This window comes from Pseudomonas cistanchae, assembly GCF_054483635.1.
Map to the genome: position 1 here is coordinate 1,279,614 of NZ_JBTLWN010000001.1, position 21,669 is coordinate 1,301,282.

The following is a 21,669-nucleotide window of genomic DNA, read 5'->3' on the forward strand; positions in this document are numbered from 1 at the left end:
AATGCCGAGGTGTTGCCATGACCGTTGCTCAAGCGTTGCCCACGTTGAAACTCAAGGATCAGGTGTCCGCCGTCGAGTGGCAGACACGCGTCGATCTGGCTGCCTGTTACCGGCTGATCGCGCTGTACGGCTGGGACGATCTGATCTTTACCCACATTTCGGCGAAGATTCCCGGCACCGAGCACTTCCTGATCAACCCTTACGGCCTGATGTTTCACGAGATCAGCGCCTCCAGCCTGGTGAAGATCGATCTCGCCGGCAACAAGCTGATGGACAGTCCTTTCGACATCAACCCGGCCGGCTACACCATCCACAGCGCCGTTCACGAAGTACGCCACGACGTCGCCTGTGTGCTGCACATTCACACCGCGGCCGGCATCGCGGTCTCTGCGCAGAAGCAGGGCTTGCTGCCGCTCTCGCAACAGTCGCTGTTCGTGCTCGCCAGCCTGGCCTACCACGGATACGAAGGCGTTGCGCTCAATCACGACGAGAAGAGTCGGCTGCAGCAGGACCTGGGCGACAAGAACTTCATGATTCTGCCGAATCACGGTCTGCTTACCGCTGCGGGCAGCATCGCCGATGCCTTCCTGATGATGTTCATCTTGCAGCGCGCCTGCGAAATCCAGGTGATGGCGCAAGGTGGCGGTGCCGAACTCATCCACATTCCTCAGCAGGTGCTTGACGGTGCCAAGGCCATGGTCGCCGGGGTGATGAAAAGTCCGCAGGGCATGGGCGGCGCACTGCCTTGGCCGGCGCTGATGCGCAAGCTCGATCATCAGATGCCGGGTTACGCCGAGTGAGCCGTTTGCCCGGTATCGCTTTAGACCAGTGGCGCGGCCAAGGGAAGTCGTTCGAGTTTCACGGGCATGCGATGCGTTATTGGCAGGCCGGTGTCGGCGAACCGTTGTTGCTGATCCACGGCTTTCCGACTGCCAGCTGGGACTGGCACTACCTGTGGCAGCCGCTCAGCGAACGCTACCGGGTGATCGCCTGCGACATGCTCGGATTTGGCGATTCGGCCAAGCCGCGCGGCCACGCCTACAGCCTGCTGGAGCAGGCCGATCTGCAGCAGGCATTGCTGACGCATCTTGGTATCACGGCTGAGGTGCATGTGCTGGCCCATGATTATGGCGACAGCGTCGCTCAGGAGCTGTTGGCGCGCCACCATGAAGGACGCATGCAGATGGCCAGCTGCGTATTTCTCAATGGTGGGCTGTTCCCGGAAACCCATCACCCGGTGCTGCTGCAGAAACTGTTGCTCAGCCCGGTTGGTCCCCTGATTGGTCGGTTGTTCAGTCGGCAAAAGCTGGCGACTAGTTTCGCCAAGGTGTTTGGTCCGAACACTCAACCCAGCCCTGCGGAGCTCGACGATTTCTGGTCGTTGATTGCCCGCAACGACGGCCCTGCAGTGATGCATCGGCTGATCCGCTACATGCCGGAGCGGCGTATTCAGCGCGATCGGTGGGTGGCGGCGATGCAGCGGGGTGGGGTGCCACTGCGGGTGATCGATGGCGCGGTCGATCCGATTTCAGGGGCACATATGGTGGCGCGCTATCGGGAACTGATCGCCGACGCTGACACCGTGCTGCTCGAGGGTATCGGCCACTATCCGCAAACCGAGGCACCGGAGCAGGTGCTGGCGCATTACCTGGTGTTCCGCGAGGGCCTCGCTCGAGCCAACCACTAGATGGGTGACAGGCGATTGCCCCGCGACCGCCGATCCAGTTTGTCGAACTGGGAAAACCCTTGCCCGGTCATCTGCACTGAATGCACTCATTCCTTGAGGTGACACCATGAAAGTCTTCAGCGCCTGTTCTGCCGTCGTATTCATTGGCCTGCTCGCGGTGGGCTCGCTGCCCGCGCTCGCCGGCAGCGGCACGCCCACCGGTCCCACCGGGCCGACTGACCCTAGCGGCCCGAGCGTGCCGAATCCGACACCGCCCAGCATCCCGCCGGTCGATACAACGGGCAGCGGCACCGGTTATGGCAGTGGTACAGATGATGGCGCGGGCACCGGCACCGACACTTCACCAGGCGGCGGTACCGGTAGCGGTTCCAGCAGTGGCGCTGGTGGTTCGGGAGGCGGCATGGGTAGCGGCGCCGGTGGCGCGGGCGGTGCAGGCGCTGGCGGTGGTTCCGGCGGCGGTCAGTAGCACTGGCGGCGATTATCCTGGCGCCTTATCGGGCACTATCAGCGCTGTCTGTCTTGATTGTGACCGGCGTCGGGGTGCGTGACACTCGCGGCTTGTTGAATCTGCCGAGGAGCGCATTGCATGAGTGAGACCATCCGTTTTCAAGACCAGGTCGTGATCGTCACCGGTGCTGGTGGCGGCTTGGGTCGCGCCCATGCGCTGCTGTTTGCCAAGCATGGCGCCAAGGTGGTGGTGAACGATCTCGGTGGTAGCACCCATGGTGAAGGCGCCAACGCATCGGCAGCCGATAAGGTGGTCGAGGAAATTCGCGCAGCCGGCGGTACTGCGGTGGCCAACCATGATTCTGTCACCGATGGCGAGAAGATCGTCCAGCACGCGCTGGACGCCTTCGGCCGGATCGACGTGGTGGTTAACAATGCCGGCATCCTGCGCGACAAGACCTTCCACAAGATGGAAGACGCCGACTGGGACCTGGTCTACAAGGTTCACGTCGAGGGCGCCTACAAGGTGACGCGTGCCGCCTGGCCGCACATGCGCGAGCAGGGCTACGGTCGGGTGATCTTCACCGCGTCCACTTCCGGCATCTATGGCAACTTCGGCCAGTCCAACTACGGCATGGCCAAGCTTGGCCTGTATGGCCTGACCCGCACCCTGGCCATCGAAGGGCGCAAGAGCAATATTCTGGTCAACGCCATCGCCCCAACCGGCGGCACCCGCATGACCGAAGGGCTGATTCCGCCGCAGGTGTTCGAACAGCTCAAGCCTGAGCTGGTCAGCCCGCTGGTGGTTTACCTGGCCAGCGATGCCTGCGAAGACACTTCCGGCCTGTTCGAAGTGGGTGGCGGCTGGATTGGCAAGGTGCGTTGGGAGCGCAGCCTGGGCGCCGGTTTCGACCCGCGCGCCGGCTTCAGCCCCGAGGACGTGGCGGCAAGCTGGCAGCAGATCTGCGATTTCGAAGGCGCCAGCCACCCGGCTGACAACCTCGAAGCCTTGAAAGAGATGATGGCCAACCTGCAGAAATTCGCCCGCTGATTCTTAGCGGTTGAGATGAAGGCCGGCTGAATGCCGGCCTTTTGCATATGTAGGCTGCGCTGCGCGCACCAGATTGTGCGATTTGTTGCGCATGGCGCACCCTACGGGGAGCTGGTCGTTGCACCCATCTGACGACTCATGACAGGCCCGTTTTAGTTCTTGCTGGGAATGCCGTATTTGCGCAGGCGCATGGCGATGGCACTGTGCGAGGTGTGCAGGCGGGCGGCCAGCTGGCGACTGGAGGGGTGGCTGGCGTAAAGTTTTTCCAGCAACGCCTTTTCAAACCCTGATACCGCGGCCTCCAAGCTGCCGACTTCTCCCGTGCTCTGGTGCGCCACTGCGGTGCTGGCAATGTCCAGGTCGTCGATCTGCACCAGGTTGCTTTCGCAGATGGCGGCGGCACGAAAGATCACGTTCTGCAGTTGCCTGACGTTGCCCGGCCAGCGATTGCCGAGCAGCGCGGGGTAGGTCTCGGGCGTCAGCCGGCACGGCAGACGCTGGATCTGCGCGCAGGCCTGCTTCATGAAATGGCGGGCCAGCAGCAGGATGTCCTGGCCGCGTTCGCGCAGTGGCGGCACTTCGAGCTTCAGGACGTTGAGGCGATAGAACAGGTCTTCGCGAAAACCGCCCTCGTTGACCATGCGCTCCAGGTCGCGGTGGGTGGCGCTGAGGATGCGCACATTGACCTTGACCTCGCGCTCGCCGCCGACCCGGCGGAAGGTGCCGTCGCTCAGAAAGCGCAGCAGCTTGGCCTGCAGGTAAGGCGACATTTCGCCGATCTCGTCGAGAAACACCGTGCCCTGGTTGGCCAATTCCAGTAGCCCGGGTTTGCCGCCACGCTGGGCGCCGGTAAATGCGCCGGGGGCGTAACCGAACAGCTCGCTTTCCGCCAGGTTCTCCGGCAGCGCGGCGCAGTTCAGCGCGAGAAAGGGCGCGGCACGGCGTGCGCTGATGGCATGGCAGCCGCGTGCGACCAGTTCCTTGCCGGTGCCGGTCTCGCCATGAATCAGCAGAGGCGCATCCAGTGCCGCCACGCGCAACGCGCGGGCTTTCAACGTGCGGATCGGCGCCGAGTCGCCCAGCAGCGAATCGAAACCTTCGGCGTGGTCATGATGCAGCGCCGCCAGGCGTTCGCCGATGCGGCTCGGTGCATACAGGGTCAGCAAGCCGCCGGCGAGCTGGCGGCTGCCGGTATCACCCCTTTCGCTGATCGGCATGGCATCGAGCAGCAAGGCCTGGCCATTGAGCGTGACCTCACGCAGGGGCAGGCGAAACTGCTGCTCGAGCAGCGCGTCGAGCAACCCCGAGCCGCTGAACAGTTCATCGAGGGAGAGGCCTTCCGGCTCGCATTCGCACAGCGCGATCAGGGCCGGGTTGGCCAGCAGCACGCGGCCTTCGCCGTCCACCGCCAGCACCGGATCGGTCATCGCCGCCAGCAGGGCGTCGAGCTGCAGCCGTCGGCGTTGGCCAGGAAGGATGTCGACGATGGTCACGGCCTGCACGCCGCGTACCTTGAACAGCGCCTCGCGCAACTCATCGAGCACCTCGGCGCTCAGCGTTGGCGCGTCGATGTAGACGTTCGGCGGCACCATCTCCACGGCATCCAGGTTGAGATTGCGCCCGCCAAGCAGGGCGAGCACCTCCTGGGTGATGCCAACGCGGTCGATGAAGGTGACGTGAATGCGCATGAAGAAGGCTACTGCACTGGCGTGATGTCGGGTGCGCCAGTATGCCCGGTCCGCACAGCTTCGTTAACCGGGCTCAGCCGCAGCTGATGAGCTGGATGACTTCCGCTTCGTCGATATGGATATTCACCCGCTGCGGATTGAAATCCATGGTCGCCGCGTCGCCGGGGGCCAGTACGCGCGCCTGTTTGGCGCCGGTCTGGCTGCGGGTCTGCTCGATCAGCTCGGCGCTGGCGAACTGGCCGAGCATGCCCTGCACGGCGTCTGCATTGCAGTTCGTTTCACTTTCGGATGCCGCGTCGCCGGCCGGCTCACGGCTGCTGCAGCCGCTCAGCGCAACCAGCAACACCAGGCTGCAGGGAATCAGTCTTGGCCACATGCTGAGGTCCTCTTCTCGTTGAATACATATCCGTCGCCGGGAATTTTCCACGCATATGGCGCTGGCAGCGAGCACTTTGTTGGCAACGCCTGCTCACCACCGTTCACATCGCCTGAACTCCTGGGCTTGGCGCTTGCCTATTTTTCATGGGCGCCTCGCCGGGGCGCGGTTTTGCAGAGACAGCCATGAACGAGCCACGTGAACGCAGCGACAACCTCAACGATCCGAGCGCCTCACCCGCCGACGAAGCCGACCACCGCGCGCGGACCGAGGAAATTCGCAAGGATGCCGAGCTGACGGGCGGACGCAACGACAACGAGGGTCATACGCCGCGAATCCCGTCGAGCCCGACCACGCAAAAATCCTGATAACAGCATCGCCTGTTGCCCTGGGTTTTCCCTACAATCAGGCCTTTCCCCCTGACGAGGAGGTCCCGTGCAACCGGTGATCTCGATTCAACAGCTGAGCAAGACCTACGCCTCCGGCCACTCCGCGCTTAAAACCATCAATCTGGATATCCGCAAGGGTGAAATCTTCGCCCTGCTGGGGCCCAATGGCGCGGGCAAAACCACCCTGATCAGCATTGTCTGCGGCATCGTCAATCCAGGCACGGGCACCGTGCTGGTTGATGGTCACGACATCATTGGCGACTACCGGGCAGCGCGCTCGAAAATCGGCCTGGTGCCCCAGGAGCTGTTCAACGATGCGTTCGAAAGCGTCTGGTCGACGGTGAAATTCAGCCGCGGGCTGTTCGGCAAGAAACCCGATGCCGCGTACCTCGAGCAGCTGCTACGCGATCTCTCGCTGTGGGACAAGAAGGACGCGCGGCTGTTCGAGCTGTCCGGCGGCATGAAGCGCCGGGTGATGATCGCCAAGGCATTGTCCCACGAGCCGCAGATCCTGTTTCTCGACGAGCCCACCGCCGGTGTCGACGTCGAGCTGCGCCGCGACATGTGGAACATGGTGCGCGGCCTGCGCGAGCGCGGTGTGACCATCATCCTCACCACCCATTACATCGAGGAAGCCGAAGAGATGGCCGACCGAATCGGGGTGATCAGCAAGGGCGAGATCATCCTGGTGGAAGACAAGCAGGTGCTGATGCACCAGCTCGGCAAGAAGCAACTGACCCTGCAACTGCAGCAGCCGCTGGAGAGCATCCCCGCCGAACTGGCGCGCTATCCGCTGGAGCTGGTCGATGCCGGCCACGCGCTGGTGTTCACCTTCGACACTCAGGGTGAGCACACCGGTATCGCTGAACTGCTCAAGGATCTGGCGCAAAAGGGCATCGACTTCAAGGATCTGCAGTCCAGCCAGAGTTCCCTAGAAGATATTTTCGTCACGCTCGTGCAGGAGTCACGGGCATGAATGTCTACGCGATCCGCGCCATCTACCTGTTCGAACTGGCGCGTACCTGGCGCACGCTACTGCAGAGCATCGCCACGCCGGTGATCAGCACGTCGCTGTATTTCGTGGTGTTCGGTTCGGCCATCGGGTCGAGCATGACCCAGGTGCAGGGGGTCAGTTACGGCGCCTTTATCGTGCCGGGGCTGATCATGCTGGCGCTGCTCACCGAGAGCATTTCCAATGCCTCGTTCGGCATCTACATGCCCAAGTACTCGGGGACGATTTACGAAGTGCTGTCGGCGCCGGTGTCCTACCTGGAAATCCTGATTGGATACGTCGGTGCGGCGGCGACCAAGTCGATCATCCTCGGCTTGATCATCCTGATCACCGCCCGGCTGTTCGTCGATTTCGAGATACTCCATCCCGTCTGGATGCTGGCGTTGCTGGTGCTGACCGCGCTGACCTTCAGCCTGTTCGGCTTCATCATTGGCGTCTGGGCGGATGGCTGGGAAAAGCTGCAGATCGTGCCGGCACTGATCGTCACCCCGCTGACGTTCCTCGGTGGCAGCTTCTATTCCATCAGCATGCTGCCGCCGGTGTGGCAGACCGTCACCCTGTTCAACCCGGTGGTGTACCTGATCAGTGCGTTTCGCTGGAGTTTCTACGGCGTATCGGACGTCAACGTGGTGCTCAGCCTGGGGATGATCTGCGGCTTTCTGCTGTTGTGCATCGCCATTGTTGGCTGGATATTCAAGACCGGCTACCGACTGAAGAATTGATCGCCGCGCTCGCCGCCGTTTGCCCGGTGGCGAGCGATAAGTGCTTCTTCAGCTGGCCTTGTTGCGCGTCGCGACCAGTACCACCGCAGCGATGCGCTCGACCGAAGCGTAGGCGGGTTCGAGCAGCTCCTCGCCGAACACATCGGGGTCCATTTCCCGGTAGCTCCACTGCAGGTCTCGCCCGTTGAGGGCCGCGCCGAGACGCGCGAGAAACGGGTCGGCGCCGTCACGCATCGCCACGCCGGTGTAGAGCACCAGGCTACCGCCGGGCGCCAGACGTGACAGCGCTGCATCGACGATTGCCAGGGACAGGCCTGCGCCTAATTCGCCGCCACCGTGCCGATAGGCGCGCTCGTCGGGATCGAGCAGATAAGGCGGGTTGGAAACGATCAGATCGAATTCGCCCTCCACGTCGCTCAGCAGGTTGCTCGCGCAGGCCTCCAGGTTGGAGGCACCTGCAAGTAACGCATTGACTCGGGTGAAGCCAAGCGCGTGCGGATTGATATCCACAGCCACCACCTGCGCCTGCGGGCAGGCCGTCGCGATACGCAGCGCACCCGGACCGGCGCCGCAGCCGATATCGACCGCGCGGCGAATGCCGGCCGCGTGGGTTTGGGCCAGGTGCGCGTCGATGGCCTGGGCGAAGCGGTAGGTGTCGGGGCCAAAAAAGACCGCGTCGGCGGCCTCGGTCGGGTAACGCGAGTGCACCAGCAACTGATCACCGAAGCTCGACCAGCGCACCCGACTGAGCCAGGAATCGCCCTGCGCTTCAAGTACGCCGGCCTGCTCCATCAGGGCAAACATTCGCGCATCGACCAGCGTGCGGTCGAAGGGACGACTCCAGCCAAAAATATCGGTCAGGCTCCGCGCCTTGGCGTTTTCCGGGCGGGTGTTGACCCGCTTATGGGTCAGCGGCGTGACTGTGATGAAACGGTAGTTTTCCTCGCGCAATAACTGGCCAAGTTGCAGCAAGGCCTGATTCTGCGGGCTTAGCTCATGGGTGCTCAGGTTTTGTGGATTTAAGAGTCGCGCGTGGTGCGGATCTGCATGGCGCAATTCGCTCATCGCATCAACCCCACAAACATGCGCGTCGCCATCAGCCCGGCTGGCGTCGAATGATGTGCAGGTGACATCAAGTCGATCAGCCGCGCCATCTGCGCCGGTTCGTTGAGCACACGCAGTTGCTTGTCCAGAGTCGCCAGTTCGTTGTCGAAATCACTGCTGGGTACATAGCCTTCGCGCGCGGGCGCTTGCCCAGTCGCCGGGCGTCGCATTGCCCGGAAGCGGATAGGGCGTGTTGGGGATGCCTGCTGCTCCAGCCAGTCGCCGGCAATCCAGTCGTGCAGCAGCTGCAGTTCATAGGCGCTGAATACGCCGAACATTGCCGCTTGCTCACCCTGAACCAGATGCCAGAAGCGGCTTTGCTGCGGGTCTTCGTGGCGACGAATCCAGCCACGGGTCTGCAGCGCGTCAAGGAAATCACCGATCTGCCCCGGTTGGCTCAACCACTGATTGACGGTGCGCCCTTCGATGCGACAGAAGTCCGAATGCACCATGCCGGCCACCGCGCGTTTGCGGTCGAACATCGCCAGCAACTCCTGCTCCAGGTCGAATGCGGCAATCGCGCCGGTTGAATTGAGGCCAATGTCGTTCAGTCGATAGCCCAGTGCCACACGGCGATAGAAATCCTTGGCGTCGCCGACCACCGGCAGGTTGTCCAGCACCGCCTGAGCGGCCTTGTGCGCATGGCCGGTGCTGGCGTTGTCGATGGTGATGTGCAACTGGAAATAGTAGGGGTCGATATCCAGCTCGTTCAGCTCGAAGGTGCTGATCAGCAGGTGCAGTGGCAGCTGCTCGTAACCCAGGTTGTAGCCGATCAGCTCGGGCAGGAACTCGTCCGCCAGATAACCCAGTGCCAGTTGCTGTGCGCCCTGCAGGTAATGTTCATCGGACAGCGTGCTGAGGTCATCGCAACCGTAGGTCGCCAGCAGCTTCTTGTAGATCAGCACGTGGTTCTGCGCCGGCACGCCATCGCCGAGTTCTTCCAGATAGGTGCGGATCAAGCCGTGGAAGCGCACGTCGTTCCAGCGCGGCAGCAGGCCATACAACCAGGCGCCGTCCACCAGCTTGGTCGGCGCCACTTCGCGCAGGAAATACAGCGCGTGGGCACGGGTGCTGAAATAACGCCGCGGTTTGCCCTGTTTGCGCCCTTCCAGGTAGCGACTGTAGGTGTCAGTGGTTTTGCGTGCGCCTTCGGTGACCCACTCGCTCAGTTGCGCGGGGTCGCTCGGCAGGTCACAGGTGATCTTGCTAGCCTGTTGCAACTGGGCGTGAAGAAAGTCGCGAGCGAGTTCCAGGCTCTGATCGGTCACGTCCATAAGCGCGGCATACACCTCCTTCGCTTGCCCGCCAGTGGCGTGCATCGAGGAAGCGGTGGGCCGTTCAATAGAGATCCGGGTCAATGTCGTCATGGTTCAGGCACGTCGTTGGGGTGATGTGCGTGTGATGACCCAGCGCCGCAAATAATTCCACCTAAAAGACGTATGGCATTGTGCCGATTGCACAGCGCGCGCGCCTTTCGAAGCCTCCGGCGATGCTCCTCTGGCCGCTGGTATGGGCCGGTTCGATGAACATTGTGTCAACTCTGCACCCAGCAACGTGTTCAGTGCCTGTGCCAGATTGGTCCGCGGATGGGACTAAGCCGGCCCATGGCGGAAACCATTTTCGTCCGGTGAGTTTTTGCAGGTTAAGGGGCCGCAAGTGGTATCGGGATTCAGACTGGCGCTGGTCTCAAGCAAGCTGAATGAGCGCAAACGGCGGCCGGTACACGTTCTCAATAAGTGCCGTAGAGCAACACCCACCGCTTATCGGTCAGCCTGAACTGAAAGCCGTACACCTCTTCCTAAAGCCAACACCTTATTAGGAGAAATCATCATGGCAACCCCAACGGAAAACCTGCTCGACTGGCTGCGCGACGCCCATGCGATGGAGCAGCAGGCAGAAAAGATGCTGAAAGCCCAGGCCGAGCGAATCGAGCACTATCCGGCGCTGAAAACACGTATCGAGCAGCACATCGAAGAAACCTATGGTCAGCAGAAGCTGCTCGATGAATGCATCGCGCGCCTGGGCAGCAGCCCGTCGACGATCAAGGACATGTCCGCCAAGCTGATGGCCTTCGGTCAGGCAGTGGGCGGCAGCATGATGAGCGACGAAGTGGTGAAGGGTGCCATGAGTGGCTATGTGTTCGAGAACGTCGAAATCGCCGCGTATACCGTGTTGATTGCCGCAGCGAAAAGCGCCGGCGACAGCAAGACTCAGGCTGTCTGCGAGCAGATCCTGGCACAGGAAATCGCCATGGCCGACTGGCTGCGTGACCACCTGCCCGAACTGACCGAAGCCTTTCTCGCCCGCTCCGCGGCACCGGATGTCGAAGCGAAGCGCTGATGGCTGTGCCCCATCACCCGTGATAGGTGGGTAAACAAGACCTCGCGCTAGCGGGGTCTTTTTCTATGTGCAATTGATAGGGGATGAGCACATATCCACCGTGACTATCCTTCATCAAGTTCTTGTTCTCCGCCTGTCCAGATTCCTGGATGAGCCTTGCAGGAAGTTCTGGTTTTAAATTACTGTACATCCATACAGTTAAGCCGAAGTCACTGCTATGCCTCCCTTTCCCTGCGTGTGCTCGTTTCAGCCTGCTCGACCATTCCCATGGAGTGGGTGGGTTAGTGGCTGTGGGTGTTTTCCGGTAGGTCTGCCATGCCGATGCTGAGTCGGGGGGTTGCGGCATGATCGGCGCTGTGGTGGCGCTTGATAGGCTGTTGCAAGAGCGCCGGGTGTGGAAAGGGCAGGCGCTGAAGCTGCCCGCGGGCGCGCATCCGACTGGGCTTGCCGGTCTGGATGCCGTATTGCCCGCGCAAGGCTGGCCAGAGGCTGCCTTGAGCGAAATCCTCACCGACGCCGAGGGCCTCGGGGAGCTGCAGGTGGTGTGGCCGACCTTGAGGCGCTTGAGCCAGGCGGGGGAGCGGATCGTGCTGGTGGCGCCGCCCCATGTGCCCTATGCGCCCGCCTGGCGCGCGGCCGGGGTGGATTTGCAGTGGCTGAGCATCGTCGAAACCTCCGCACGCAATGCCTTGTGGGCTGCCGAACAGTGCCTGCGCTCGGGCAGTTGCGGGGCCGTGCTGTGCTGGCCGCAACAGGCCGATGATCGAGGCCTGCGCCGGTTGCAGGTCGCGGCGGAAACGGGGCAGACCCTGGCTTTCGCCTACCGGCCATTGCGCGAGGCGATCAACCCATCGCCTGCGGCATTGCGGCTCGCGCTGGATGCACGGCCTGCCCAGTTGCGGGTCCTCAAATGCCGGGGCGGCGTGGCCTCGGCCGTGCCCATTTCCATCGCCGAGTGGCAGTGAGGCGACCATGCGCTGGGCTTGTATATTGCTGCCGCAATTGGCACTGGATGGGGTGTTGCGCGGCTGCGCCGACCCTTCCAAGCCTCTGGTCATGCTGACAGGTACGCGGCAACGGCGCGTGCTGAAAGCGCTGAACCCGGCCGCGCGTGCGCTGGGGTTGCGCCCCGGCCAGGCGTTGAGTGCGGCACAGGCGATAAGCAACGACTTCGCGATGGTGGAGCACGAGCCGGTACAGATAGAACGCTGGCATCACTTTCTCGCGGCCTGGGCTTATCGCTTCAGCTCTCACGTCAGCCTGGATTATCCACGGGTGTTGATGATGGAGGTCGAGTCCAGCCTTGGTCTGTTCGGCCCCTGGGCGCAGTTCGAGGCGCGCTTGCGCGGCGAGCTGACGGCGCTGGGGTTTCGTCACCGCATCGTCTGCGCGCCCAACCCTCTGGCGGCGCGTGTGCTGGCCAACGTTACGGATGGTTTGCTGGTGACCCCGGCCGGTTTGCGCGAGGCCGTGGCCCGCCTGCCGATTGCGCGCAGCGGTTTGCCGCCGGACATCGTCACGGCGTTTACCCGAATGGGCCTGCGTACCCTCGCGCACGTCATGGCCTTGCCGCGCGATGGCGTGGCGCGGCGCTTTTCCGCGCAGGTGTGGCAGCACCTGGAAAGGTTGCTGGGGGAGCGGGGAGTGGCGCTGAATTGCTATTCGCCACCGGATCAATTCGATCAGCGCATCGAGCTCAATTTTGATGTCGAGTCGCACCAAGCGCTGCTGTTTCCGCTGCGCCGACTTACGGCCGACCTGGGCGCATTTCTCGCCGGTCGCGATTGTGGCGTGCAGCGTTTTACCCTGCATTTGCAGCACGCCGAGGGCGAGCCCACACGGGTGCCGGTGGGCCTGCTGAGTGCCGAACGCGAGCCGGCGATGTTGTTCGAAGTGGCGCGCGGACGCCTTGAGCAATTGCAGCTCGGCGCGCCGGTGCAGGCGGTTCGTTTGCTGGCGCGTGACTTACCGACGTTCACGCCCGCTCATCGCGAGCTCTTCGATGAGCGCCCGCAGCAATCGCTGCCCTGGGAGCAGTTGCGCGAGCGACTGCGCGCACGCCTGGGCGACGATGCCGTGCATGGCCTGTGCAGTACGCCGGATCATCGTCCCGAGTACGCCTGGAAGGCCGAAGCCCAGGGCCACGACCAGCTTGCACCGACCACGCTGCTGCGCCCTGGCTGGCTGTTGAGCCAGCCACTTCCTCTGCGCGAGGAGGACATAAGCATTCTGGCCGGGCCCGAGCGCATCGAGTCCGGCTGGTGGGATGGCGAGGATGTACGGCGCGATTATTACCGCATCGAAACCCGCGCCGGTCAGCGGGGCTGGGCGTATCGCCCGGCGGGTGGGCAAGGTCCGCTGCTGCTGCACGGCTGGTTCGCATGAGTGCCGAGGGCGCGGCGGAGGTTGGCTATGCGGAGCTGCATTGCCTGTCCAATTTCAGTTTCCAGCGCGGCGCATCCAGTGCCGCCGAGCTGTTCGCGCGCGCCAAGAAGCACGGTTACCGGGCCCTGGCGATTACCGACGAGTGCAGCCTGGCGGGCATCGTGCGTGCCTGGCAAGCCGCCAAGGAAACCGGCTTGGCGCTGATCGTCGGTAGCGAAATACGCATCGAGAATGGCCCCACGGTTATTCTGCTGGCGGAAAACCTCAGCGGTTATCAACGCCTGTGCACACTCATCACCTGCGCCCGCCGACGCGCGGCCAAAGGTACCTACCGCTCACTGCGTGAAGACTATGTCGAGCCCCTGGACGGTTTGCTGGCCCTGTGGGTGGCGAACGAGCCGGGCCAGCGCGAGGAGGGGCTGTGGTTGCGCAGCCTGTTCCCCGGGCGGCTGTGGCTGGCGGTCGAACTGCACCGCGGGCCGGACGATGCGCTGCGCCTCAGGCAGTTGCTGGCCATGGCCGACACCTTGCAGATCCCGCCGGTCGCAACGGGCGATGTGCACATGCATGCTCGCGGGCGACGGGCACTGCAGGATGCGATAACCGCGATTCGTCATCACTGCAGCGTGGCCGAGGCTGGGCAGCGGCTGTTTGCCAATGGCGAGCGCCACCTGCGTTCGCGTACCGCGCTGGCTGCCATCTATCCGGCGCACCTGTTGAGTGAAACCCTGCGAATTGCCGAGCGCTGCCATTTCGATCTCGGCCAATTGCGCTACCAATACCCCCGCGAGCTGGTGCCGGACGGGCATACGCCCAGTTCGTGGTTGCGTGCGCTGGTCGAGCAGAAGTTGCCGTGGCGCTGGCCGCAAGGAGTGCCTGAGAAAGCCAGGGAATTGGTCGAGGAAGAACTGACGACCATTGCCGAGCTGCGCTACGAGAGCTATTTCCTCACCGTTCACGACATCGTCCATTTTGCCCGCAGCCAGCACATTCTCTGCCAGGGGCGTGGCTCGGCGGCCAACTCGGTGGTGTGTTTCGTGCTTGGGATCACCGAGCTGGACCCCTGCAAAATCAACATGGTGTTCGCGCGCTTTCTTTCCCGGGAGCGCAATGAGCCGCCGGATATCGATGTGGACTTCGAGCATGATCGCCGCGAGGAAGTCATTCAGTACGTGTTCCGGCGATACGGCCGCAACCGAGCGGCGTTAACTGCCGTGGCCAGCACCTATCACGCCGCGGGCGCGATACGCGATGTGGCCAAGGTACTGGGTTTGCCGGCGGACCAGATCAACAGCCTGGCTGCTGCCTGTGGACGCTGGACCAGCCAGCTGCCACCGGCCGAACGCCTGCGTGAAGCCGGCTTCGACCCGGATACCCCGATCATGCGCCGGGTGCTCGCCCTGACCGGTGAGCTGGTCGGCTTTCCCCGTCATCTGTCCCAGCATCCGGGCGGCTTCGTGATTTCCGAACAGCCGCTGGAGACGCTGGTGCCGGTGGAGAACGCGGCCATGGCCGAGCGCACCATCATCCAGTGGGACAAGGACGACCTGGATATCGTCGGCTTGATGAAAGTGGACGTGCTTGCCCTGGGCATGCTCAGCGCGCTGCGGCGTACGTTCGATCTGCTGCGCGGCTACCGGGGCCGCGACCTGAGCATCGCCACCATCCCTGCGGAAGACGCCGCCACCTACGCGATGATCAGCCGCGCCGATACGATCGGGGTGTTTCAGATTGAGTCGCGCGCGCAGATGGCCATGCTGCCGCGCCTGCGGCCGCAAACCTTCTATGACCTGGTGATCGAGGTCGCCATCGTCCGGCCGGGGCCGATCCAGGGCGACATGGTTCACCCTTACCTGCGGCGGCGTAATAAAGAAGAGCCGGTGTCCTATCCACCGCGCCTGGAAAAGGTTTTCAAGCGAACCCTCGGCGTTCCGCTGTTTCAGGAGCAGGTGATGGAGCTGGCGATCATCGCCGCCGACTACACGCCTGGCGAAGCCGATCAGTTACGCCGCTCGATGGCCGCCTGGAAGCGCCATGGCGGCCTGGAACCACACCAAGAGCGACTGATGACGCGCATGGTCGCCAATGGCTATGAAGTGGAGTTCGCGGCGCGCATCTTCGAGCAGATCAAGGGGTTCGGCAGCTATGGCTTCCCGGAGTCCCATGCCGCCAGCTTCGCCTTGCTGACCTATGCCAGTTGCTGGCTGAAATGCCATGAGCCGGCGGCCTTCACCTGCGCGCTGATCAACAGCTGGCCCATGGGGTTCTACAGCCCTGACCAGTTGCTGCAGGATGCGCGGCGCCACCAGATAAGCACGCGGCCGGTCGATGTTCGCTACAGCGTCTGGGATTGCACCCTGGAGCCCGACGACGGCGAGCAGCCGGCCATTCGCCTGGGCTTGCGCATGGTGCGCGGTTTCAGTGAAGAGAACGCCCGACGCATCGAGCTGGCGCGACAGACGCAGCCATTCGCCGATGTCGCCGACCTCTGCATGCGAGCAGGGCTGGATGGCCGCGCGCGGGCATTGCTGGCAGACGGTGGAGCGCTGCAAGGATTGGCAGGGCATCGTTATCACGCCCGCTGGGAAGTGGCGGGCGTGGAAACCCAGCTACCGCTGTTTGCCGGTGTGTCGCAGCCCGCGGAACCCCGCGTCGCGCTACCACAACCCTCGGTCGGCGAAGACCTGCAGAACGACTACGCGACCCTCGGGACCACTCTGGGTCCCCATCCCATGGCGTTGCTGCGCGATAAGCTCAAGGACGCGCGTTGCCGCAGCTCGTTTGAGTTGGCCAGCCTCGAGCATGGTCGGCACGTGGTGATCGCTGGCCTGGTAACCGGCCGTCAGCGGCCACAAACGGCCAGCGGGGTGGTGTTCGTCACCCTCGAAGACGAGTTCGGCATGATCAACGTGGTGGTCTGGCGCGATCTGGCCGATAGCCAGCGGCAGGTGCTGCATGGCGCGCAGTTGCTGCAAGTCAACGGCCGTCTCGAGCATGAAAGCGGCGTGCGCCACGTGATCGCGGGCCGCCTGCGCGACCTTACGCCCTTGCTGTCCGGCTTGTATGTGCGCAGCCGTGACTTCAAATAACGAGCGGGGAAATGCCAGGCGCTGGATAAAAGCCGATCCGATTAGGGCGATGGGGAAAGCGGCAAGACTCAGGAAAAAACGCGGATACAGCAAGGGCGCCCGTAGGCGCCCTTTGATTTGCGAACTGAAGTTCCGTTAAACGACGCGGTTGACGCCAGTGCGATCGGAACCGTCTTCAGCTACGCGGTTGATGCCCGTGCGATCAAAGCCATCTTCAGCCACGCGGTTGCTACCGGTGCGCTCAGCGCCGCCCTCGACCAGGCGATTGGCGCCAGCGCGGTCGGAACCGTCTTCAGCTAAGCGGTTGATGCCCGTGCGATCAAAGCCGTCTTCAGCCACGCGGTTGCCACCGGTGCGCTCAGCGCCACCTTCGGCGAGGCGGTTGGCGCCAGTGCGGTCGGAGCCGTCTTCAGCTATGCGGTTGATGCCCGTGCGATCAAAGCCGTCTTCAGCCACGCGGTTGCTACCGGTGCGCTCAGCGCCACCTTCGGCCAGGCGATTGGCGCCAGTGCGGTCGGAACCGTCTTCAGCTACGCGGTTGATGCTGGTGCGATCAAAACCGTCTGCGGCGATGCGGTTGCTGCTGGTGCGATCAAAACCATCTGCGGCAACGCGATTGAGGCCGGTACGGGCAGAACCGTCGGCGGCGAAAGCAGTGCTGCTGAGGGTGGCTACAAGCAGGGAAGCGATAGCTAATTTGTTCATGATGGTGTCCTCGAAGAGAAGTGGGTAAGTGGCTACGGGGCAAATGTTGCGCCGCGGCCGTGCTCTTGAGAAACGCAACCGGCTAATAGCAACCATCACTGATATCGATACCATCGCCGGGGGGCACGCTCACATCCGCTTATCTGCGGCGCTGGCCGACCAGCAGGCGGGCTGTGCCAATCGGGCCTGAGCGGCCCATGACGCGCGATATGTGGGGTTATGGCGCGATGATAGGGGTGCCTGGGTAATCTGCGTACACCAGGCGTTGCGGTCAGGGCAGGCGTGGCCTATCGCAGGTTCTATTAACGCTGTCGATGGAGTGTTCGTAGGGCTGAGCGCGCCGGGCATGCAGTTTCGGGATCACGTCCACCTGCTTTGGCCGGAGGATTTACTCAGCTTTGCGGGGCCGCGAACCCGAGCTAAGGGTGACCAGCCGATACAGGTAGATAAGCGCCAGGCTTACCACCACCAGGGTCGAGACCGGGTCGAGGTATTCCGCCACCCGATCGTACTGGGCATGCAGCACATAGCCGGCAAGCGTGAGTGCCGTGGTCCAGAGCAACGAGCCAGCCAGGGTGAACAGCGCAAAAGCGGTGAACGGCATCTTGACGATTCCGGCGGGCAGCGAGATCAGCGTGCGTATGGCCGGCACCAGGCGGCCGAAGAACACCGCCTTACCGCCATGCTTTCTGAACCAGTGCGAGGCCTGGGTCACGTCGTCTGCCGACAGGGTCAGCCAGCGTCCGAAGCGCTCCGCCAGCCTACGTGAGCGTGCCTCGCCAAGCCATGCGCCGGCGAAGTACCAGGGCAGCGCGCCGACGAAGGAGCCGAGGGTGCCGGCCGCGATCACCAGCACGACATTCAGCTCGCCCCGCGCGGCGAGAAATCCGGCCAGGGGCATGATCACTTCAGAGGGCAGCGGTGGGAACAGGTTTTCCAGAAACATCAGCGCCAGGATGCCGAGATAGCCTCCCTGCTCGATCAAGCCAGTTATCGAATCAAACACATTGGGTCCCTGGGGCGCGCGTGAGGGAAAGCCTTCTGGCGGGTTGCGGCCCGTATGGCTGGGTTCGACAACGCAACTTGTACGATTGCGTCGACGATCTGACGCGCTGATTGCGTTGCCTTACATCGGGCGGCAGTGCTGCCGCCGATAGTCAGAGCTGGTTACGCTCTGGCGGCGGTCACCTTGATCACGGCTGCCATCAGGCCCGCCTGGGAAAACGGCTTGGCCAGACGCGGCAACTCCACCTGGTTGGGCGGCAAATCGGCGTAGCCGGACACAAGCAGAATCGGCAGGTCTGGCTGTTGCAGGCGCACTTGAGTCGCCAGCTGGGTGCCGGTCATCTGCGGCATCGCATGGTCCGTGATAAGCAAGTCGAGCCGGTTGGCCCCGATGAGCTCCAGCGCCTCCTTGCCGGAACGCGCGGTCAGCACCTGATGCCCGTGTTCTCTCAGCATGTCGGCGGTGTTCAGCAGCACCAGGTCGTCGTCATCCACGGCGAGGATGGTCAAGGTCGGCCCCGTACTGGAAAGCAGATGGGGCGCAGCGTCGAGTACCGGCACGGTTTCAGCGGCCTGCGCGGCGGGCAGCCAAATAGTCGCGTTGGTGCCGATCCCCAGCGCACTGCGCAATACCAGGGCGCCGCCGGATTGCTCGGCGAGGCCGTGCACCATCGACAGGCCCAGGCCGGTTCCCTTGCCGATGCCCTTGGTGGTGAAGAAGGGTTCGCTGGCGCGCTTGAGCGTCGCTTCGTCCATGCCTTCACCGGTATCGCTTACCGACAGGCAGATGTAGCGACCTGCGGGCAAGCCGTGCTCGCCTGCGGCAAGTTTTTCTTCACGGGCAGTAATGGTGATGGTGCCTTCGCCGTGCATGGCGTCGCGGGCGTTGACTGCCAAATTGAGCAGTGCGGACTCAAGCTGGTTGGGGTCGGTTTCGACCGCACTCAGCTGCGCGGAAAAATAGGTATAGATGCGAATGGTCGGGCCGAGGGAGCTTTCCAGCAACTCGGTCATGCCGATCACCAGTTGCTGCAGGTTGATGCGTTGGAAGCGCAGCTCCTGCTTGCGGGCAAAGGCCAGCAGCCTTGCGGTGAGCGAGGCGCCGCGTTCGGCGCCGGCCTTGGCGTTGTCCAGCAGGCGCAGCAGGGCGGGTTCGGCGGGCATGCGCTTACGCAGCAATTCCAGGCTGCCGAGCACCGCCATCAACAGGTTATTGAAGTCGTGGGCGATGCCGCCGGTCAGGTTGCCGAGGGCTTCCATTTTCTGCACCTGCTGCAACGCTTGCTCGGCCTTGACGCGCGCGGTCTTTTCGACGGCTTCAGGCACTATCGCGACGACGGCGCCGCTCTCGTTCAACACCGGGCGCAGCGAGAAATCGAAGGAACGCACGCCCGACGGCAGGTCCAGATTCAGGCTGATGTTTTCAATGGCCCCGGCGGCCACCCGTTCGATCGCCTGCTTGATGGCTTCCGGCACGCCCGGCGTGGCGCCATACCAAGGCGCTTCCCAGAGCGGCAGGCCAGCCACGTCTTCCAGTTTCGCGCCGATATCCTTGAGCGAGGTGGCGTTGGCGTAAAGAATCCGGCCGTCGGTGGTCAGCAGCCCCTGATACAGGTGGGACGTTTCGAAAATGGTGCGGATGCTGGCTTCGCTCTGCTCCAGCGCGGCGGTGCGTTCGGCCACCTTGGCTTCGAGGTCCTGGCGGAAGCGCTGCTCGGCAAGGCGCGCTTCAGCCTCCGAGCGCACCCGTTCGATATGCGCCCAGGAGCGCTCAGTCACCTCGGTGAGCAGTGCCAGTTCCTGCGGTTTCCAGACCCGCGGCACCTTGTCGTGGATCGCCATCAGCGCGGTCAGGCGGCCCTCCTTGACCAGCGGCAAGCAGATGGTTGCGGCCAGGCCAATGCCAAGGAAGGTGGCGGCTTCCTCGGGGGGCAGTTGCGTGCGGTTGTCATCAAGCACGAGCGGCAGGCCGGCCTGCAGATTCTTCACGGCTAGTTTGCCGAATGCCGCCAGGCTGTAATGCCCGACGATGCTGGAAGAGCCCGGTGCGGCCCAGTCGCCGCGGATGGTGAAGCCATCCTGGTCAGGGTCCATGTCGGCATAGGCGCAGACCGCAACGCCCAGGTGCTGGCCGAGCATGCGCGTGGTGGTGAGCAGAATGGCGTCGGCGTCCATGCTCTTCGCCGTGTCCTTGCCCAGTGCGTCGAGAAAGCGCAGGCGCCCCTCGTTTTCCCGCAGCGCTTCTTCCGCTCGTTTGCGCATGGCGATATCGCTGGCCGCACCGAACCATTCGACGATCTCGCCGTTAGTGCCCAGCAACGGCACCACGCGCAGCAACATCCAGCCAAACGCGCCATCGGCATGGCGCAGCCGGTATTCCATGTCAAAAGCGCTTCTGCTCGCGAGCGCCTTGTGGATCACCTCGGCGACCCGTGCCCGATCTTCGGGGTGTACCCGCTCGTTCAACCAGTGCGACACGGCGATCTGGGTGTCGGAGATAAAGCCTTCGCCATCCAGGTGGCGCATCAGCGTCCAATCGGGGTCCATGCTGTAGACGACGTCGGTGGCGGCGTTGACCAGCGCGCGAAAGCGCTCTTCGCTGCTGCGCACGCGGTCTTCAGCCTCGGCCCGTTCGGTGACGTCGTAACCTTCGATAAAGATCCCGCTGACGGCGCCTTCGCTGTCCGTCACCGGCTGGCAAACGAAGTCGAGGATGCGCTCTTCCTCCGCATCGCCCAGGCTGCGCTGCAGGCGAACCTTGATCGCGTTGCCGACGAATGCCTTGCCGGCACTGTAGACGCGGTCGAGCAGTTCGACGAAGCCCTGGCGGGTGACTTCCGGCAATGCCTCAAGCACCGGGCGACCTATCAGGCTGCGATCACCGACCAGTTGCATAAAGGCCGGGTTGGCGAGTTCGAATACATGCTCGGGGCCGTTGAGCATCGCCATCAATCCCGGCGCCTGGGCGAACAGGCGTGCCAGTTGGGTCTGCTCGAGGCGCAACTGCTGCTCGGCGATTACCCGCTCGGTGGTTTCCACCACAATGGCAATCACACCGGCCGGTTGCCCGCTTTCGTCCGGGACCGGCGAGTAGTCCAAGTTCATCCAGACCCGCTCGGGCTGGCCGTTGCGGTACAGAGTCAGCTCTTGGTCCTTGTAGGCCAGCGTGCCGCCGCCGAGGCAGACCTTCATGACATGGTCGTTGAAGTCGGCGACTTCGGGCCAGCCCAGGCGCACCTCCGAGCCGAGCAGCTGCGGGTGGCGGGCGCCGGCAAACTCGGAGTAGGCGTCGTTGTAGATCATGATGCCCCTTTCGCCCCAGAGCAGAACCATGGGCACGGGGGAGAGCAGGAGCATGCTGGTGATGGACCTGAGGCTCTGTGGCCAGTCCTCCAGGGCGCCCAGTTCGGTATTTGACCAGTCGAATGCGCGTATACGCTCGCCCAGTTCGCCACCGCCCAGGAGGAAGGAGCGCTGGAACTGGAGTTTCGCGGACTGTGCGTCTGGGTTCATCAGGGATGTTCCGGGCCGAAGAGGTGTACCAAAACAACGGGCGCTTGCCGAGCAACCGCAGCCTCGAGCGGATAATAGCAGCACTTGCAACCGCTCAACCGAGCGGGAAGGCATCGCTAGACAGCCAGCGGTCGCTCACCCGCATCAGCAGTGAGT

Annotated in this window: 18 protein-coding genes; 11 read left to right on the forward strand and 7 right to left on the reverse strand. The window is 63.3% G+C overall.

Annotated elements, in window-relative coordinates; translation table 11 throughout:
* Positions 1 to 17: 17 nt before the first annotated feature.
* The 4 genes from ACX0MV_RS05885 to ACX0MV_RS05900 all read left to right on the forward strand — a co-directional run bounded on the left by ACX0MV_RS05885 (position 18) and on the right by ACX0MV_RS05900 (position 3,185).
* Entirely contained in the window at positions 18 to 800 is a 783-nt protein-coding gene (locus tag ACX0MV_RS05885; RefSeq protein ID WP_458981533.1) for a class II aldolase/adducin family protein, read from the forward strand.
* Positions 797 to 1,687 carry an alpha/beta fold hydrolase gene (locus tag ACX0MV_RS05890; protein WP_458981534.1) on the forward strand — a complete coding sequence of 297 codons (891 nt, stop codon included), beginning with the start codon at positions 797 to 799 and terminating at the stop codon, positions 1,685 to 1,687. The genes ACX0MV_RS05885 and ACX0MV_RS05890 overlap by 4 nt, the downstream gene beginning before the upstream one ends.
* Positions 1,688 to 1,793: 106 nt before the next feature.
* Entirely contained in the window at positions 1,794 to 2,153 is a 360-nt protein-coding gene (locus ACX0MV_RS05895; protein ID WP_458981535.1) for a hypothetical protein, read from the forward strand.
* A gap of 120 nt (positions 2,154 to 2,273) precedes the next feature.
* Positions 2,274 to 3,185, forward strand: a complete 912-nt coding sequence (locus tag ACX0MV_RS05900; RefSeq protein ID WP_458981536.1) for an SDR family oxidoreductase — start codon at positions 2,274 to 2,276, stop codon at positions 3,183 to 3,185.
* A 152-nt stretch (positions 3,186 to 3,337) separates the two neighbouring features.
* Here the strand turns inward: ACX0MV_RS05900 and ACX0MV_RS05905 are convergent, their stop codons facing one another.
* Together ACX0MV_RS05905 and ACX0MV_RS05910 are read right to left on the reverse strand one after the other, a co-directional pair.
* Entirely contained in the window at positions 3,338 to 4,873 is a 1,536-nt protein-coding gene (locus tag ACX0MV_RS05905) for a sigma-54-dependent transcriptional regulator (protein ID WP_458981537.1), read from the reverse strand.
* A 73-nt stretch (positions 4,874 to 4,946) separates the two neighbouring features.
* Positions 4,947 to 5,249 carry an I78 family peptidase inhibitor gene (locus tag ACX0MV_RS05910; protein ID WP_458981538.1) on the reverse strand — a complete coding sequence of 101 codons (303 nt, stop codon included), beginning with the start codon at positions 5,247 to 5,249 and terminating at the stop codon, positions 4,947 to 4,949.
* Positions 5,250 to 5,434: 185 nt separating this feature from the next.
* Between ACX0MV_RS05910 and ACX0MV_RS05915 the strand changes: the two genes are divergently transcribed.
* The 3 genes from ACX0MV_RS05915 (at position 5,435) to ACX0MV_RS05925 (ending at position 7,372) form a co-directional block, all read left to right on the forward strand.
* On the forward strand, positions 5,435 to 5,617 hold the full coding sequence (locus ACX0MV_RS05915; RefSeq protein ID WP_458981539.1) for a hypothetical protein: 183 nt from the start codon (positions 5,435 to 5,437) through the stop codon (positions 5,615 to 5,617).
* Between the two features lie 67 nt (positions 5,618 to 5,684).
* A complete protein-coding gene (locus tag ACX0MV_RS05920; RefSeq protein WP_458981540.1) occupies positions 5,685 to 6,614 on the forward strand; it encodes an ABC transporter ATP-binding protein in 930 nt (309 codons plus the stop codon).
* Positions 6,611 to 7,372: an ABC transporter permease gene (locus ACX0MV_RS05925; protein WP_458981541.1), complete on the forward strand. Its 762-nt coding sequence runs from the start codon at positions 6,611 to 6,613 to the stop codon at positions 7,370 to 7,372. The genes ACX0MV_RS05920 and ACX0MV_RS05925 overlap by 4 nt, the downstream gene beginning before the upstream one ends.
* A gap of 48 nt (positions 7,373 to 7,420) precedes the next feature.
* Here ACX0MV_RS05925 and ACX0MV_RS05930 read toward each other — a convergent pair whose 3' ends face one another.
* Positions 7,421 to 8,437 (reverse strand): methyltransferase, encoded by a 1,017-nt coding sequence (locus ACX0MV_RS05930; protein ID WP_458981542.1) that lies wholly within the window; start codon positions 8,435 to 8,437, stop codon positions 7,421 to 7,423.
* The gene (locus tag ACX0MV_RS05935) at positions 8,434 to 9,843 is read right to left on the reverse strand and encodes an iron-containing redox enzyme family protein (RefSeq protein ID WP_458981543.1); all 1,410 of its coding nucleotides are present in this window, start codon (positions 9,841 to 9,843) and stop codon (positions 8,434 to 8,436) included. Before ACX0MV_RS05935 ends, ACX0MV_RS05930 begins: the two co-directional genes overlap by 4 nt.
* A 463-nt stretch (positions 9,844 to 10,306) precedes the next feature.
* Between ACX0MV_RS05935 and ACX0MV_RS05940 the strand changes: the two genes are divergently transcribed.
* The 4 genes from ACX0MV_RS05940 to ACX0MV_RS05955 all read left to right on the forward strand — a co-directional run bounded on the left by ACX0MV_RS05940 (position 10,307) and on the right by ACX0MV_RS05955 (position 16,290).
* Positions 10,307 to 10,816, forward strand: coding sequence for a ferritin-like domain-containing protein (locus tag ACX0MV_RS05940; protein ID WP_458981544.1), 510 nt, complete (start codon positions 10,307 to 10,309; stop codon positions 10,814 to 10,816).
* 347 nt (positions 10,817 to 11,163) lie between these two features.
* A complete protein-coding gene (gene imuA, locus ACX0MV_RS05945; RefSeq protein ID WP_458981775.1) occupies positions 11,164 to 11,781 on the forward strand; it encodes a translesion DNA synthesis-associated protein ImuA in 618 nt (205 codons plus the stop codon).
* Between the two features lie 7 nt (positions 11,782 to 11,788).
* Positions 11,789 to 13,201, forward strand: a complete 1,413-nt coding sequence (locus tag ACX0MV_RS05950; RefSeq protein WP_458981545.1) for a Y-family DNA polymerase — start codon at positions 11,789 to 11,791, stop codon at positions 13,199 to 13,201.
* The gene (locus ACX0MV_RS05955) at positions 13,198 to 16,290 is read left to right on the forward strand and encodes an error-prone DNA polymerase (protein ID WP_458981546.1); all 3,093 of its coding nucleotides are present in this window, start codon (positions 13,198 to 13,200) and stop codon (positions 16,288 to 16,290) included. The genes ACX0MV_RS05950 and ACX0MV_RS05955 overlap by 4 nt, the downstream gene beginning before the upstream one ends.
* 135 nt (positions 16,291 to 16,425) lie before the next feature.
* On the opposite strand, the gene ACX0MV_RS05960 is transcribed toward ACX0MV_RS05955, so the two are convergent.
* The 3 genes from ACX0MV_RS05960 to ACX0MV_RS05970 all read right to left on the reverse strand — a co-directional run bounded on the left by ACX0MV_RS05960 (position 16,426) and on the right by ACX0MV_RS05970 (position 21,513).
* Complete coding sequence (locus ACX0MV_RS05960) at positions 16,426 to 16,995, reverse strand: phage infection protein (protein ID WP_458981547.1); 570 nt, start codon at positions 16,993 to 16,995, stop codon at positions 16,426 to 16,428.
* 388 nt (positions 16,996 to 17,383) lie between these two features.
* The gene (locus ACX0MV_RS05965; RefSeq protein WP_458981548.1) at positions 17,384 to 18,001 is read right to left on the reverse strand and encodes a DedA family protein; all 618 of its coding nucleotides are present in this window, start codon (positions 17,999 to 18,001) and stop codon (positions 17,384 to 17,386) included.
* Positions 18,002 to 18,162: 161 nt separating this feature from the next.
* Positions 18,163 to 21,513, reverse strand: a complete 3,351-nt coding sequence (locus ACX0MV_RS05970; protein WP_458981549.1) for a PAS domain-containing protein — start codon at positions 21,511 to 21,513, stop codon at positions 18,163 to 18,165.
* Positions 21,514 to 21,669 lie beyond the last annotated feature (156 nt).

What these genes read in the sequence shown, in the direction of transcription:
- ACX0MV_RS05905 (WP_458981537.1), bottom strand. Translation starts at nt 4,873, where the DNA reads ATGCGCATTCACGTCACCTTCATCGACCGCGTTGGCATCACCCAGGAG.
- ACX0MV_RS05940 (WP_458981544.1), top strand. Translation starts at nt 10,307, where the DNA reads ATGGCAACCCCAACGGAAAACCTGCTCGACTGGCTGCGCGACGCCCAT.
- ACX0MV_RS05930 (WP_458981542.1), bottom strand. Translation starts at nt 8,437, where the DNA reads ATGAGCGAATTGCGCCATGCAGATCCGCACCACGCGCGACTCTTAAAT.
- ACX0MV_RS05885 (WP_458981533.1), top strand. Translation starts at nt 18, where the DNA reads ATGACCGTTGCTCAAGCGTTGCCCACGTTGAAACTCAAGGATCAGGTG.
- ACX0MV_RS05955 (WP_458981546.1), top strand. Translation starts at nt 13,198, where the DNA reads ATGAGTGCCGAGGGCGCGGCGGAGGTTGGCTATGCGGAGCTGCATTGC.
- ACX0MV_RS05970 (WP_458981549.1), bottom strand. Translation starts at nt 21,513, where the DNA reads ATGAACCCAGACGCACAGTCCGCGAAACTCCAGTTCCAGCGCTCCTTC.
- ACX0MV_RS05895 (WP_458981535.1), top strand. Translation starts at nt 1,794, where the DNA reads ATGAAAGTCTTCAGCGCCTGTTCTGCCGTCGTATTCATTGGCCTGCTC.
- ACX0MV_RS05950 (WP_458981545.1), top strand. Translation starts at nt 11,789, where the DNA reads ATGCGCTGGGCTTGTATATTGCTGCCGCAATTGGCACTGGATGGGGTG.
- ACX0MV_RS05935 (WP_458981543.1), bottom strand. Translation starts at nt 9,843, where the DNA reads ATGACGACATTGACCCGGATCTCTATTGAACGGCCCACCGCTTCCTCG.
- ACX0MV_RS05915 (WP_458981539.1), top strand. Translation starts at nt 5,435, where the DNA reads ATGAACGAGCCACGTGAACGCAGCGACAACCTCAACGATCCGAGCGCC.
- ACX0MV_RS05910 (WP_458981538.1), bottom strand. Translation starts at nt 5,249, where the DNA reads ATGTGGCCAAGACTGATTCCCTGCAGCCTGGTGTTGCTGGTTGCGCTG.
- ACX0MV_RS05900 (WP_458981536.1), top strand. Translation starts at nt 2,274, where the DNA reads ATGAGTGAGACCATCCGTTTTCAAGACCAGGTCGTGATCGTCACCGGT.
- ACX0MV_RS05960 (WP_458981547.1), bottom strand. Translation starts at nt 16,995, where the DNA reads ATGAACAAATTAGCTATCGCTTCCCTGCTTGTAGCCACCCTCAGCAGC.
- ACX0MV_RS05925 (WP_458981541.1), top strand. Translation starts at nt 6,611, where the DNA reads ATGAATGTCTACGCGATCCGCGCCATCTACCTGTTCGAACTGGCGCGT.